The sequence below is a fragment of the Rhizobium sp. B230/85 genome (genome assembly GCF_019355735.1).
GTDB lineage: Bacteria > Pseudomonadota > Alphaproteobacteria > Rhizobiales > Rhizobiaceae > Rhizobium > Rhizobium rhododendri.
Genome location: NZ_CP072156.1, coordinates 57,091 through 71,518, shown reverse-complemented (window position 1 = coordinate 71,518; position 14,428 = coordinate 57,091). Strand labels below are relative to the sequence as shown.

Sequence of the window (14,428 nt, the reverse complement as noted above, 5' to 3'; positions counted from 1 at the left end):
ATGGAAAAGTGTCGGTTTTTGCGTATGATTATGCAGATTGCTAAGGCCGATTTTACAAAGTGAGATGTCTATGGATGATCTGGACCGGGAGCTTCTGAGCGCACTCAGGCATAATTCGCGGATACCGGTTTCATCGCTGGCTGCGGCAACCGGCGCATCGCGCGCTACAGTCTCGGCGCGCATCGACAGGCTGGTGGAAAACGGCACCATCACCGGCTTCACGATACGCACCGGCCACGAGACAAGGTCTGCCGGTGTGCGGGCGATCGTGATGATCGAGGTGCTGGGCAGGCTGGCGGACCGGGTCGCCGATCAGCTGCGCGGGTTGCCGCAGGTGCGCGCCCTGCACAGTACCAATGGCAAATGGGATTTCATCGCCGAGCTGGAGAGCCATGACCTTGCCGGCTTCGACGAGACACTCAGGCGCATCCGGCTCATCGACGGCATCAACACGACGGAATCGAACATTCTCCTGAAAACCAGCAAGACAGGTTTCTAGTCGTATTCGTGTTCATAGACGACGCCGGCGCCACCGGCACCATTGGAGCCAGCCGAGCCCTGCAGCTTGATGCCGCGCCCGACATCGAGGTTGATCACGGCCTTGGTCGAATTGCCGGTGCCCTGCTGCAGTTCCAGATAGGTGCGCTTGTTGATGTAGCGGCCCACGCCGACCTGGGTCTGGCCCTTGGAATCGGTAGTGACATCCAGGTCGTCGACGCCGAGCTGGTTGCGCAAACCCTCGAACAGCGAGGTCGAGCGGCCACCGGCCAGTTGGCTGGCGGCGTCGGCAAGCTGGGCAATCTGCACCGGCGAAAGCTTGGCCATGGACTGGCCGAAGATGAGCTGTGCCATGACCTCGTCCTGCGGCAGAGCGGGGGAGGAGGAGAAGCCGATCGTCGGGTCCGTGGCGACGCCTGACACATTGACGGTCACGGTCGTCGAACTCGCCGTCGAGGTCGCTTCCATGTCGAGGGTGGGGGTCAGGTCGCCGGCAAAGCTGATGCGGCTCTTGTCGGTGAAATCCAGCCGGCGGCTGAGAATGGTCAATCGGCCACGGCGCATGGTGAAGCCGCCGGTGACGACCGGCGCTGCTGCCGTGCCCTTGATGATGACGCTGCCGCCGAGTTCCGCATCGATGCCACGACCGCGCACGAAGATCTGGGACGGCGCATCGAGTTGCAGGTCGAGCCCGAGGCTCATCGATTTCTGCGTGGCGCCTTGCGCCCGATCCTTCTTGAACTGGGCGGTTACGGCGGCGGGGGCGTTCTTGTGGCGGATGTTGATCTCCGACAGCGAGGCGGGCAGTTTTTCCGGCACCGTGATCGACGCTTTCTCCAGCCTCAGCTTGCCGCTGAGGACGGGCGCGGTCAGGATCGGTCCCTTGATGCCGAGCGTGCCGTCCACGGTGGCGGTAACGAGAGTGCCGTCGACATAGGTGGCCCTGTTAAGCTTGATGGCGATGTCTGCCGGGAAGTCACCGGAGATACCGACGGTGCCGCTGGCGGAAACTGTGCCGCCGCTGCCCAGCGTCGCATTCAGGCTGACGAGGCGCGCCTGCTGGCCCTCCAGCGTCAGGTTGGCGGAGATTGCGTTGACCGCAAGGTTGCGACGGATATCGAGGAGCTTGGCGCCGCTGATGTTGACGCTACCGGTGATCGCCGGCGCTGCGGTCGTGCCACCGATCTGGACATTGACCTTTGCCGCGCCGCTGGCGACGTAACCCTGTGCCGACAACTGCCCCGCAAGCACGTCGAACGGTACGATGCCGTCGAATTTCAGGGCCAGGGCCTTGCTGCCTGCAACCTCGACGCTGCCGCCACCGTTCAGCGACAGACCGGAGGGGCCGCTGAGATTGAGATCGATCGTGACCTTGTTGTCTGCAAACTTGCCGTTTGTCTTGATGCCCAGCGCGGAAATGCCGGCCGATTTCGTCTGGCTCGTGGCGGCATTCGCCCAATCTGCCTGGAACACGACGCTGGGGGCCGCCGGCTTGCCGGTTACCTTGGCCGTTCCGGAGATTGTACCCTCGGCGGCGAGGCTTGGCATGAAGGTGTTCGCCAGACTTGCGGGCAGGCTTGTGATCTTTACCTCGATATCGAGCGCCTCACCGGCGCTGCCGGTCACGTTGATCGATCCGCTGCCGGTCTGGATGGTCAGTCCGGAAAGGGTCACGATGCCGTTGGCAATCGTTGCTTTCGTCGGCGCGCCGAGCTTTACAGGAATAGCCATCGGAGTTGCCGCGAAGTTATCGAGGCTGACAACCGTCTGGCCGTTGCCTGTCACGACATTTCCTGACGCCGTCACCGGCTTGTCGTCGTAATTGGCCTTCAGATCGAAGTCCGTACGGCTGCCTTGCTGCGTGAATGTCAGGGCCGGGGCAACCAGCCTGTTCGTGCCGGAAGCGATTTCGCCCGCACGAATGCTGCCATTGGCAGCGAATGCCTTGAGGTCGCTGATGGTCAGCGCGATCTCCGGCTTGACGATGGAAAGATCGTCTCGCCGCACTCCGGAACCGGATGCATTGATCACGGCAGAGGTCTTGCCGTTGTCGTTGTCGATCTTGACCTCGCCCCGGAGGTTGCCGTCTGCCCGCTGACCGGCCAGTGCCGCCAACAGCCCTATATCAGGAAAGTCGAAGGTCAAGGAGCCGGCCGGCTCGAAGCCTGGCGATAGGGTCAGCCACCCATTCAGGCTGTTATCGCCGATCTCCACGCTGAGGCCGGGTATGTCGGTTGCGCCATCCTTGGAAGTAGCATTGGCGCTGATGTTGATCGGCTTGCCGTCGATTGCACCCGACGCCGTGACGCTGCCCTCGGGCGCCTTCGGATCGGCGACGCCTTTGACAGCGACGTCGAGCGTATCCAGCAGGCGACCGGCCAGTTTAACGTTGATCGCCTTCAGGCTGGCATCGACGCCGAGTTTTGCCAGCGGCCCCGCTGCCTTGACGGTGAAGTCGGCCTGTCCGTCGGCAGTTTCCAGCAGCTTTGAAAGTTTGAGCAATCGGCCGGAAAGATCCGCTGTCAGTGCCTCGTCCGCAAGGGCGATATTGCCGTTGATCTCGGCGGTACCGGATTTCAGATGGAGATTGGAAAGATTGATCCTGGACGGGATAGTGCCGGCGACCTGCGCCTCCAGCGAAATCGGCGTATCGAATTTCTGGGCAATCGCTTCGGGCAGTGCTGCGGGGGCTACTGCCAGCTTGAAATTGCCGTTCAGAGATTGCGAGGTCAGCGTGTAGCGACCGTTGAGCGTGCCGTTGATACCGCCGCTTTGCAGCGTCGTGCCATTGAAGCCGATATTGTTGGAAGAGAGTTGCAAGGGGGCGGATAGCGAGAGCGGGCCGTGAACTGCCCGCTGCAGGTCCGGATTGACGAAGGAAGCATCGCCGACCGACAGGTTGAGCAGCAGCGGACCGGAGCTTGCCGAGACATTGAAATCATCGCTCTTTGCGGTGAGGTCTACCTTTGAAAGCCGCCCCTGCGGAACGCTGGCGCTGTCGATCTGCGCCCTGGCATCGATTTTTGCCGACCCTGCTGCGCCGGTCAGGGCGAGATCGACGCGTGAAATAAGGGCGCGAGCCTCGCCTTCGGCCAGCGGCCAGCGGAAGTCTACCGGTCCAGAGGTGCCGATAAGATTGGCATTGAGACTGTTATTACCGGCAGGATCGAGTGTCCCGGATGCCGCAAGCACGACGCTGCCTGTCGCGAGATTGCCGGTCTGGATATCGATCTTGCCTTTGCCGTCAAAGGCGGCTGCGACGTCGATGGTCGTCTGGCCGGCAAAGAGAGGCCGGAAATTCGGTGGCAGCAGAGAGTCCACCTTGCCGCCGCCCTTGACAGTGATGTGGCGCACGCCGTCTGCCGACAACACGTGGCGCCCGTCTATCGTCGCCATCTGCTGGCCATCGAGGGCCGCCTGCAGCTTGCCGGTCCAGTCTGAGAGCGGACCCTGGCCGGAAAGATCGATGTTCATTGCCGGGCTTCCGGGCAAGCGCAGCAGACCGGCCAGCATGCCGCCTTTCGGCTCTGCGAGATTGGCCTGGAGTTTCAGCTGGTTGTCATCGGGTGCAAAGACGACATCGGCCACCAGCCTTGCGTCCGGCACATCCAGGCGGTTGGCGTTGAGCTTCATCGCCATGCTGTTGCCTTCAGCATCGAGGCTGCCCGAGGCTGCCAGCGCGAAGTCGTTGCCGGCAATCTGCTTGCCGAGCTGGATCTCGGGCAGGTTGAACGCATCGACTGTGACGGCGACGGGCAAGGTGAACGCTGTGCGCGTTGCCTGCGTCGGCTCCGGCACGACTTCCGCAGTGCTGATCGGCAAGCGCACGAAATCTACCTTGTCAGCGGCGATCGTCTCGGCATGGAAGGTGCCCTTGATGAGGGCAAGCGGCGACCAGTCGACGGACAGGCCGGAGATCTGGCCAAAAATTCCCTTTGTGTCGGAGAGCGTAACGTTGCCGGCGCGCAGCTTGCCCGTCAAAAGACCGGAGGGGTCCGTGACGGTGATACGGCGGTCAGGCGTCGAGGCGAGTTTGGCGACTTCATCGACGGCAAAACGGGTCACGCCCGGGGCAAAGCCGATCGCCAGGACCAAGCCGATCGCAATCACCACGACGGCTGCGAGGACGATGCCGACGAGCCTGGTCAGTCCGCTCAAAACTCTTATCAAAGTGCCCATCAGAGCGATGTTACCCCATTTCGTGCCGGAATCTTAGGTCGACATTGCTGCACTATCAGAAGGACTGTCCGATGCCGGCATAGATGCCATAGGACGTGCCGCCCTGGTACTTGTTGAGAGGCACGGCAAAGTCCACCCGGATCGGACCGAACGGCGTGGCATAGCGCAAGCCCACGCCGGCGCCGACGCGAACGTCGGAGAAATCCGGGATGTTCTTGTCCGTAACACTGCCGGCGTCGATGAATGGCACGAGGCCGATGGTCTTGGTCACCTTGACGCGCGCCTCCAGCGACACCGTCGCATAGGACGTGCCACCGAGTGCCTGGTTCAAGGCATTGTAGGCGGTAATTTCCTGGTAGGCATAGCCGCGCACAGAGCCGCCGCCGCCGGCGAAGAAGCGCCGTGTCGTCGGGATGTCGGAGATATTGTCCGCGCCGAGCAGCGAGCCGGCTGCAAGCTTGCCGGCAAAGACGACGTTGTCGTCGGACCCGATGCCGTTGTAGCCGGAGATGGAGCCTTCGAGCGACGTAAAGATCGTCCCGCCCAGCGCCTCGTAGCCCGGCTGCGCGTCGAGCGTCGCCCGGTAACCCTCGGTGGCGTCGAGTTTGTTGTCGCGTGTGTCGCGGATATACTCGAGCGGTACGGAGAAGGTCAGGAACTGCTGGTCGCCGAAAGCATCGGTGGTGCTGTCCTCGTAGCTCACGCGACCGCCTGCCAGAGCAGTGTCGTAGTCACTGAGCTCATAGGAGTAGCCGACATCGCCGGTAATCGTCCTGGCGCTGTAGTTGTCCGGATTCGTGCTCACTGCCTTGATGCTGGCAATGAAGGTGCCGGCAGCCAGCACGGCGGCCGGCTTCGTGTAGATGATCCCGGCCTCGTAATCGAGATCCTGGTAGTTGGTGGTTTCGCCAAGGCGGGACACCGTACCTTCGATGCGTAGAGATTCCGCCTTGCCGAAAACGTTTCGATCGCCCCAGTAACCCTGCAGCCCGAAGCCATCGGTGGTTGAGTATTGCGCGCCTGCGCCGAAGTAGTGGCGCTTGGCTTCCGAAATCTCCAGGTTCAGCGGCAACGTGCCATCAGGTGCGAGCTTGTCGGGCTGATGGATCGTTGCGCTGCCGATCGCACCGAGCTTGCGTAGCCGTTCGGAGGCTTTCTTCAATTGCTCTGGGGAATAGCGATCCCCCTTGTTAAGGCGCGAATAACGCTGGACGAAAGTCGGATCGAGACGTTTCTCGCCGGTCACCGTGACGTCGCCGATATTGGCAATCGGGCCGCTCTTGACGTCGAGCGTGACGTCGACCGTATTTGTCGCGTGGTCGGCGACGACATCGCGCCTGATCACCCGGGCGAGCGGCCGGCCTTCGCTTTTCATCTCGGCAACGACCTTGTCGGCCGACTTGATGATGATCAGCGAACCGGCGTCACCACCCGATACCAGGCCATAATTCGTCGGGTCGCGACCGGCGGCGTCGCCTTCCAGTCGGATCTTGCCGAGCTTGAACAGCGGGCCTGGATCGACCGTGATGACCACAGGCACGGGTTTCGCCCGGCCGAATGTCGGCTGCGGCGGGAGTTGGTCTATATCGGTGCCGTTGATGGTGATCGTTACTACCGCGCCGTAGCGCGCGTTTTCGTAGAGGGATGCCAGCAGTCGGTCGCGGTCGTCGCGGGCCTTGATGACGACGCCCAGATCGCCTGACACAGCCTTGTCCTTGTCGGCCTCAAGCATGGAACTCAACTCGAGCGTAGATTTGAGGTCCTTGTCGGCGTTGCCGGTATTCAACGTTACCGAATAGCGGACGGGATCGGCGACCGCATCGGTTTTGTCCTCATCCTTGCCGAAAAAATTGATGCCGAAGAGCTTGAAAGCGAAGGCATCAGTGATGAGAGCGGGACTCACAAATACGCACGCCGCGACCGCAATAACGGTGCCTGCTCGTCGATACGCAAAACCAATCCCCGGGCCGGTTCGTCTGATGTACATACGGCGCTTTACGATTACTTGTAATTTAGCCAGCTTTGCGTCCCAAACCGTTAACGCCGTCTCACCATAGCGGTTCAAAGTCGCCATGTGTAGCATTTTAATAATATACGTGAGACTGCGCCCCTGGGATGCAGACGTCCCGGACCCTCGTCCGGGGCGCGCTGGAGGCGATGTGGCTTAGTAGCCGTCGTTGCGGTATCCGCCGCGTGGGCAGTCGTCGATATAGCGACGGCCGTAGCGGTCTCGGTAGTAGCACTGGCCGGGCTGTTCGGCGACGCTGCCGATCGCTGCACCCGTTAACCCGCCGATAGCGCCGCCGACGGCTGCGCCTCGAAAATTGCCGGTGACCGCACCGCCGATCAGGGCGCCGGACGCTGCGCCGATACCCGCACCCTGCTCGGTCGGTGTGCAGCTTGCGATCGACAATCCGATCAGCACGAAAGCTAGGACTTTCTTCATAAATCTCTCTCCACGTTGGCTTTGCCGTCAAAGCGGCTGGCCGTCCCCATTGTGTCCGCGCGGTGTCAGCACCGTCTTAATGCTGGTGTAAACACCAAAATATAGCGCTAAATATGATTGTCTACCGACCTATGCGGTTTTTTGCTGAATGTTGCTTGCCGACATGGATCTCTGCTCTAAACGCAAGGTCAGGCAATTGTTTCATCGTGAAAGTCCATCGCGCATTGGCATGGATCAATTGCAAAAGCGCGCCGATGGGCTATTTTCTCTTTTGAGCTATTCCAAACTACGGCCATTTGCCGCAGTCGGACGGGATAGGGTTGACGTGCCGTGCAGCAGTCATACAACACGGTCACGGTACTGGAGAAAATGATGGATTTCGAAGCGTTTTTTAAGGGCGAGTTGGACGGGCTGCATCAGGAAGGGCGCTATCGCGTTTTTGCCGACCTGGAGCGCCATCGCGGTGATTTTCCGCGCGCGACGCGCCACACAGCCGACGGACCGAAGGATGTGACTGTCTGGTGTTCCAACGACTATCTTGGAATGGGGCAGCATCCCAAGGTAATCGCGGCGATGAAAGAGGCGATCGATCACTGTGGCGCGGGTGCGGGAGGCACCCGGAATATCTCTGGAACGACCCATTACCACGTTCTTCTCGAGCGCGAACTGGCTGACCTGCACGGCAAGGAAGCGGCTCTGGTTTTTACTTCGGGCTATGTCTCGAACTGGGCAGCGCTTGGCACGCTCGGCTCGCGCATTCCGGGGATGATCATCTTTTCGGATTCGCTGAACCACGCCTCGATGATCGAGGGAATCCGCTATGCCAAGTGCGACAGGGTGATCTGGCGTCATAACGACCTGAAAGATCTGGAAGCCAAGCTCGCCGCTGCCGATCCCAAGGCGCCGAAGATGATCGCCTTCGAGTCCGTCTATTCGATGGACGGCGATATCGCGCCGATCAAGGAAATCTGCGATCTCGCCGACAAGTACGGCGCCATGACCTATCTCGACGAGGTGCACGCGGTTGGCATGTACGGTACGCGTGGCGGCGGCATCGCCGAGCGCGAAGGGCTGATGGATCGCATCACGGTCATCGAGGGAACGCTCGGCAAGGCATTCGGCGTGATGGGCGGGTATATCGCCGCATCGACAGCGCTCTGCGACTTCATCCGCTCGTTTGCCTCAGGCTTCATCTTCACGACGTCGATCCCGCCGGCGCTTGCTGCTGGCGCTGTTGCGTCGATCCAGCACCTGAAGTCCAGCAGCTTCGAACGCGCCCGCCACCAGGACCGGGTCCGCAAGCTGCGTGGCATGCTGGATGCCGCCGGTATTCCGCATTTGCCGAACCCCAGCCACATCGTCCCGATCATGGTCGGCGATGCTGCCAAGTGCAAATGGATCTCGGATATCCTGCTCGACAGCTTCGACGTCTATGTCCAGCCGATCAACTATCCGACGGTGCCGAAGAAGACCGAGCGCCTGCGCATCACACCGACGCCGCTGCACAGCGATGCGGATATCGCCCATCTGGTCGAGGCTGTGCAATCGCTCTGGGCACGCTGCGCGCTCGCACGCGCCGTCGCCTGACGGTTCGCTCCATTCGCCGATTTAGTTCAGAAGCCCGGTCGCCAGTCGCCGGGCTTCTTCGTCTGCGGCGAATACGTCGTCCATGCTCGACGCGGCCGGCAGATGGGCGAGGCGGTCCATCACGTCTTCCGCGACCTTTGCCATTGTCAGAAAGCCGGTGCGGCCGGCGATGAAGGCGTCAAGCGCAATTTCCTTCGCGCCGTTCAGGACCGCTCCCTGGACGCCACCGCGGGTCATCGCCAGTCGGGCAAGGCGGATGGCCGGAAACCGGACGTCATCCGGCGTCTCGAAGTCGAGGCGTGCCAGCTTTGTGAAATCCAGCCGCTCCACCGGCAGATGTGCCCGGCGCGGATAGGACAGGGCGTAGCCGATAGCGGTCCGCATATCGGGCGCGCCAAGCTGGGCCAGCACCGAACCGTCGGAATAGCCAACCATGGAATGGACCACCGACTGCGGGTGGACGACGACCTCGATCTGATCCGGGGTGAGGCCGAACAGATGCCGCGCTTCGATCATTTCCAACGCCTTGTTGAACATCGAGGCGCTGTCGATCGAGATTTTCAGACCCATCGACCAGTTCGGATGGGCGCGCGCCGTCTCGACGGTAACATCGGCCATCTGCTCGAGCGTAAAGGTCCGGAAGGGGCCGCCCGAAGCGGTGATGATGACGCGTTCGACGGCGTGGCGCTGGCTTTCCTCCAGCACCTGGAAGATGGCATTGTGTTCGCTGTCGACCGGCAGCAGCCGTCCGCCGCCCTGCCTGACTGCGGTGACGAAAAGATCGCCGGCGGAGACCAGGCATTCCTTGTTGGCAAGGGCGATATCGGCACCGCGGCGGGCAGCCGCAAGGGTGGGTGCCAGACCAGCTGTGCCGACGATGGCCGCCATGACCCAATCGGATTCCATGTCGGCAGCCTCCTCGAGGCCGCTGCGACCGGCGGCCACCGATATCCCCGATCCGACAAGGGCGTCTTTCAGGAGGCTGTAGTTCCTGTCGTCGGCCGTGACCGCAAGAGTGGCGCCAACGGCCTTCGCCTGCTCTGCCAGCAGTGCGATATTGCCGTTTCCCGTCAGGGCCTTGACCTCGAACGCATCGCGTCCGCCGAGATGGCCGATCACGTCCAGCGTGTTCCGGCCGATGGAGCCGGTCGAGCCCATGATCGTCAGCCGACGCGGCGCCTGCTTATCCAATGTCATGGTTCGCGTATCTGCATCTTTGGCAACTCGGTGTCATCCCTGCTCTCGCAGGCTCTAGCGCGGAAGGTTCGGGGCGGCAAGTGTGCGTTGCAGCATAATTCTGAAGGACGGGGGTTTACAAGCATAGGTACGGATGGGATCATTGAACCATAACAACGCGGCATTTACTCTTTTCATCGATAAGATGCGCTGCGCTGGTGACGATCCCATCGTCCGGGCCCTGGCCCTGTTAGCAAGAGGTACCCGAACCGTTTCTATCGTGCGGTGTTCGGTTGCCCCCGTTGCGGACAATGTCCGTCTGTCTCGATACCAACCCTGGAGATGATCCATGGCAAAAATGCTGTTCCGCATGGCGCCCGTTTGCGTCGTGCTCGGCACAATGACGATTGCTCTGCCGGCAAAGGCCGACGGCGCGTTGATCTGGGCTCCCGTGAAGGTGGCCCCGAGGGTGTATCAGACCACAGTCGGGGTGAAGCTGCCATTGGCTGTCGATGCAAGCGCCGGCGCCGACCTCGGGCTGAGCACCGGGACTGGCGGCCAGCTGTTAAGCGGCTCCGAACTGGCGACCGTCTGGGGCAAGGTTGCTGACAGCCGGCAAAGACTGGGGACGACGGAAGATCGCGCCGTCGTCGTCCGGATCGACACCCTCGGTGGCAGCGGTGGTGTTTCGCTGAGCCGATCCAGGAGCTGGATCTATTCCAGCAATCTCGACCTGAAGGCATCGAACTCGCTCAATCTCAACTACGCAGCCGCCGCAGGCGTGTCGCCATCGATCGACGCGACGCAAGCGCTGACAATGACGTATCCCTGGGCCGGCACTGCGGTTTCGGCGAGCGGTACGGTGACTTCGGCTACCGGAGACATCACGGGCACGCTGGCTCTCAACCAGCCGCTCGCACCGCATCTTCGCTTCACCGCGTCCGTTGCCGATCCGCTTTCCGCGACACGGGCGGGCGATCTGCGTATGAACTACCGGATCAAGTGGTAATGGCACCGGCGCATAGGCGTGCCTGAACCAATGGCCGATCTCGGCGTTTCATCTGCTGAAACGCAAGGAGATACTGCCATGGTGCTGAAACCCGCGACATTTAACGGTGAAGAGCCGGAAATCGAAGTCGAAAACCCAAACCATGCGACACTTGAGGTGCGCGTGGCCGAGGCACTCGCGGTCTCCGGCGGCATCAGCGCCTCCGATGTGATTGTGACTGCCGAGGGCGATGCCATCGTTCTTCGGGGCGCTGTCGCAACTGCCGACGAAGTCGAGCGTGCTGCCGAAGTCGCGCGGGCTGTGCCCGGCGTTGCCGCCGTTACCAATCACATTGCCATTACGTGACGTCCGAGCCCAGTTTCAGCGGTTGCTCGCCGGCACATTGCGCAGCGATGCGTACATGCCGGTGGTGCGAAACTCTGTCGGGTTGAGGCCATAGACCCGCCTGAACGCCTTTGAAAAATAGTTGGCGTCGTCGAAACCCGACATGATCGCCACTTCCTTGACCGGCAGGAACGCTGCCTTGGTCAACAGAACGGCAGCCCTTTGCATTCGTTGCTGCAGGACGAACTCCGCAGGCGGCAGTCCCTCGCTTTCGGCAAACACACGGGAAAAATGCGCCCGGCTAAGGCCGCTGACCTCCGCCAGTTCCTCGACGGGCAGCGGCTTGTCAAGATTGGCGTTGATGTGATCGACAACCGCCTGCATGGCGCTCTGGGTCTGCATGAAGGCGTGTGATCCGAACACCCCGTCGTAGAGTGCCATGGCGGCGCTGTAGGCGACGGCCGAGGCCTGGGCCGGGCTCTTGGCGCCGTGGATCAGCTGCAGGCTGCAATCCGCCAGCTGGTCGATAGTGCCCTGCGGCAGCTTCAGCAGCGGGCCGGCCGCCGCGAGAATCAGCTGGTGGATGCGCAGCGCTTCCTCGCCGTTCATCGAGATCCAGAAATACTCCCAGCGGCTGTTCTTCTCCAGCCAGTAGCGATGGTTGTGCGGCACCATGACCAGCAGCGTATCGCCCGGGCCGAGACGATAGTTGCGGTTCTCGTAGCGCAAACGTCCTTCGCCGCTGACGGTGTGCTGCAGCACTGTAAAAGGTGTCTGCCCGCGCTTGCGGCCATCCCAGTCATAAGTCTCGTTCTGGCGGATCTCGTAGCCGGCGCTGGTCGGCATGGCATGCAGCCGGTGTCTTCCGCGAGGCAGCGAGACCGTTCGCGTCATCGGTCCACCATCGAGCAGTTTCTGCAGCATGAAATTACCCCTGAAAGCGTTTCGATCTCCGTCCGGTCGAAAACTTATAGGCATAGTCCGGGGCGTAGGACAGTCAGAATGCCCGGATGCCGCCTAAAGCAGCGTCGAGGCGCCGCGGTCGAGGTAGGTGTCGAGGAATTGCTCCAGGCGGGGGTGGCGGGGCTTGGCAAAGACCTCTTGCGGCGTGCCGCTGAACAATATCTTGCCATGGTCGAGGAATGTCATCTGCTGGCCGACGGTGGCGGCAAAGCCGATCTCGTGCGAGACGACGACCATCGTCATTCCCTCAGACGCGAGGTCGCGCATGACGTTCAGCACTTCGCCTGTCAGTTCGGGGTCGAGCGACGAGGTCGGCTCGTCGAACAGCATGATCTTCGGTTTCAGGGCCAGCGCCCGGGCGATTGCCACGCGCTGCTGCTGGCCGCCTGACAGCTGCGACGGATAATGTCCGGCCCGGTTTTCCAGCCCGACCTTCACCAACTGCGCCATAGCGCTGTCTTCGGCATCCTTGCGGCTCATCTTGTGCACCGTCTTCAGCGCTTCGCTGACATTGCCGAGTGCCGTCATGTGCGGCCAGAGATTGAATTGCTGGAAGACCATGCCGATACGGCCGCGGATAGCCCGGTTGGTCGCGGCCGACAGGCGTTCCCGCACCCCTTGGGCATTCTCCGTAAAGCCGAGCACTTCGCCATCGATGGTGATGGTGCCCTTTGTCGCTTCCTCGAGAAAGGCCATGCAGCGCAGCAGCGTGCTCTTGCCGGAGCCGGAGGGGCCGATCAGGCAAGAGACCTGCCCTTGAGGGATTTCGAGATCGATGCCGTGCAGCACGGTCGTGTCGCCGAACTTCTTGACCAGGTTCTTGACTGCGATTGCCGGGATACTCATGCGTTGAAAAACCTGAATCTGGTGAGTTTCGTTTCGGCGAGATGGCCGAGCCAGCCGGTGGCTTCGACCAGGACCCAATAGAAGACGGCGAGCACGAAGAGCGCTTCGACGAAGGCATATTGCTGCGAGCCGATGGCGCTCAGCGTGGCCGTCAGTTCGGGCACCGTGATGATCGACAGCACCGCCGTTTCCTTCATAAGGATGATGGTCATGTTCAGCGAAGGCGGCAGCACCAGCATGATCATCTCCGGCAACAGGATACGTCGGATGATCTGGCCCTGGCTCATGCCGACGCATTCGCCGGCTTCGATATGGCCGGGAGGCACGGCCGCAAAGCCGGAGCGGAAGATTTCGCTATAATAGGCCGCCCCGTAGATCGACAGGCCCATGAGGCCGGCCGGGATCGGATCGAGCGACAGGCCGATGAAGGGACCGCCATAGTAGACCAGGAAGATCTGGATGAGGAAAGGCGTGCCGCGCAGGATAGCAACCAGCAGGCCAAAGATCGCATCGACCACAGGGCCGCCGTAGCGGCGGGCGACCGCGACGAGGAAGCCGAGGAAGGCGGCCGCGATGGTGCCGAGTATCCAGATGAGGATGGTGACGAGGCCGCCGCTGACGATCGCCGGCCACTGGTCGATGATGACATGGATGTCGAAGGTCATCGCGGCGCTCCCGGCAACGCGCGCTCGATCATGCCGCCTGCAAGCGCCACGATCCAGTTGATTATGAGATAGATGAGGCCGGCAGAGGCGAAGATCTGCAGCGGCAGGAAAGTGCTGGCAGACAGGTCCTGGGCCATGCGGGTCAATTCGATGATGCCGACGACAGACACCAGCGAGGAGGCCTTGAGCAGGAGGATCGCTTCGTTGACGAGGGCGGGAAAGGTCAGCCGCATGGCGATTGGCGCCTTGATGCGGCGAAAGATCTGGGCAGGCGTCAGGCCGACCATTTCGGCGCATTCGATCAGGCCGCGTGGGACGCTGGCAAAGCCGCCGCGAAGGTTTTCTGCCTGGTAGGCGGCTGTCGACAGCGACATGCCGATGATGGCTGCGACAATGCTCGGCACGTTCACGCCAATGGCCGGCAGCAGATTGTAGATCAGCAGCAATTGCACCAGCAGAGGCACGCCGCGAAAGAAGCTGATGAAAATTCGGGCTGGCCAGATGAACAGCCGCTGGCCCGACAGCGTCATCGCCGAGATCAGCAAGGCTAGCGTGAAGCCGATCAGGATCGACGCGACGCTGATGGTGATCGTGTAGATCGATGCTTGCAAAAGCAGTTCGAAGAGTTTGAAGGACATGTCCTGAATTCGCTCGCCTGGCAGTCAGTGAGACCCGATCCTGTCTCGGATCGCACCCCGGGGATAAGCCGGGGCGCAATCAGTCAGAAAGACGAGC

Annotated in this window: 12 protein-coding genes; 4 read left to right on the top strand and 8 right to left on the bottom strand. The window is 61.6% G+C overall.

Going from position 1 to position 14,428, the window contains the following annotated elements:
* Positions 1-70: 70 nt before the first annotated feature.
* On the top strand, positions 71-499 hold the full coding sequence (locus tag J5289_RS00375) for an Lrp/AsnC family transcriptional regulator (RefSeq protein WP_111219812.1): 429 nt from the start codon (positions 71-73) through the stop codon (positions 497-499).
* Here J5289_RS00375 and J5289_RS00370 read toward each other — a convergent pair.
* From J5289_RS00370 to J5289_RS00360, 3 genes are all read right to left on the bottom strand, one after another.
* Positions 496-4,677: a translocation/assembly module TamB domain-containing protein gene (locus J5289_RS00370; RefSeq protein ID WP_209185217.1), complete on the bottom strand. Its 4,182-nt coding sequence runs from the start codon at positions 4,675-4,677 to the stop codon at positions 496-498. The genes J5289_RS00375 and J5289_RS00370 overlap by 4 nt on opposite strands.
* A gap of 55 nt (positions 4,678-4,732) precedes the next feature.
* Positions 4,733-6,664, bottom strand: a complete 1,932-nt coding sequence (locus J5289_RS00365; protein WP_209207514.1) for an autotransporter assembly complex family protein — start codon at positions 6,662-6,664, stop codon at positions 4,733-4,735.
* A 177-nt stretch (positions 6,665-6,841) separates the two neighbouring features.
* Entirely contained in the window at positions 6,842-7,123 is a 282-nt protein-coding gene (locus J5289_RS00360; RefSeq protein ID WP_111219818.1) for a YMGG-like glycine zipper-containing protein, read from the bottom strand.
* A 372-nt stretch (positions 7,124-7,495) separates the two neighbouring features.
* On the opposite strand from J5289_RS00360, the gene hemA reads away from it, so the two are divergent.
* Positions 7,496-8,710 (top strand): 5-aminolevulinate synthase, encoded by a 1,215-nt coding sequence (gene hemA / locus J5289_RS00355; protein WP_142824740.1) that lies wholly within the window; start codon positions 7,496-7,498, stop codon positions 8,708-8,710.
* A gap of 21 nt (positions 8,711-8,731) precedes the next feature.
* Here the strand turns inward: hemA and dxr are convergent, their stop codons facing one another.
* On the bottom strand, positions 8,732-9,907 hold the full coding sequence (gene dxr / locus J5289_RS00350) for a 1-deoxy-D-xylulose-5-phosphate reductoisomerase (RefSeq protein WP_142824741.1): 1,176 nt from the start codon (positions 9,905-9,907) through the stop codon (positions 8,732-8,734).
* A 328-nt stretch (positions 9,908-10,235) separates the two neighbouring features.
* Between dxr and J5289_RS00345 the strand changes: the two genes are divergently transcribed.
* The gene (locus J5289_RS00345; RefSeq protein ID WP_209185212.1) at positions 10,236-10,895 is read left to right on the top strand and encodes a hypothetical protein; all 660 of its coding nucleotides are present in this window, start codon (positions 10,236-10,238) and stop codon (positions 10,893-10,895) included.
* A 78-nt stretch (positions 10,896-10,973) separates the two neighbouring features.
* Entirely contained in the window at positions 10,974-11,240 is a 267-nt protein-coding gene (locus J5289_RS00340) for a BON domain-containing protein (RefSeq protein WP_209185210.1), read from the top strand.
* A 15-nt stretch (positions 11,241-11,255) separates the two neighbouring features.
* On the opposite strand, the gene J5289_RS00335 is transcribed toward J5289_RS00340, so the two are convergent.
* The 4 genes from J5289_RS00335 to J5289_RS00320 all read right to left on the bottom strand — a co-directional run bounded on the left by J5289_RS00335 (position 11,256) and on the right by J5289_RS00320 (position 14,331).
* On the bottom strand, positions 11,256-12,143 hold the full coding sequence (locus tag J5289_RS00335; protein ID WP_209185208.1) for an AraC family transcriptional regulator: 888 nt from the start codon (positions 12,141-12,143) through the stop codon (positions 11,256-11,258).
* Positions 12,144-12,236: 93 nt separating this feature from the next.
* Positions 12,237-13,028: an amino acid ABC transporter ATP-binding protein gene (locus J5289_RS00330; protein WP_142824745.1), complete on the bottom strand. Its 792-nt coding sequence runs from the start codon at positions 13,026-13,028 to the stop codon at positions 12,237-12,239.
* Positions 13,025-13,693 carry an amino acid ABC transporter permease gene (locus J5289_RS00325; RefSeq protein ID WP_209185206.1) on the bottom strand — a complete coding sequence of 223 codons (669 nt, stop codon included), beginning with the start codon at positions 13,691-13,693 and terminating at the stop codon, positions 13,025-13,027. Before J5289_RS00325 ends, J5289_RS00330 begins: the two co-directional genes overlap by 4 nt.
* The gene (locus J5289_RS00320) at positions 13,690-14,331 is read right to left on the bottom strand and encodes an amino acid ABC transporter permease (protein ID WP_209185204.1); all 642 of its coding nucleotides are present in this window, start codon (positions 14,329-14,331) and stop codon (positions 13,690-13,692) included. The genes J5289_RS00325 and J5289_RS00320 overlap by 4 nt, the downstream gene beginning before the upstream one ends.
* Positions 14,332-14,428 lie beyond the last annotated feature (97 nt).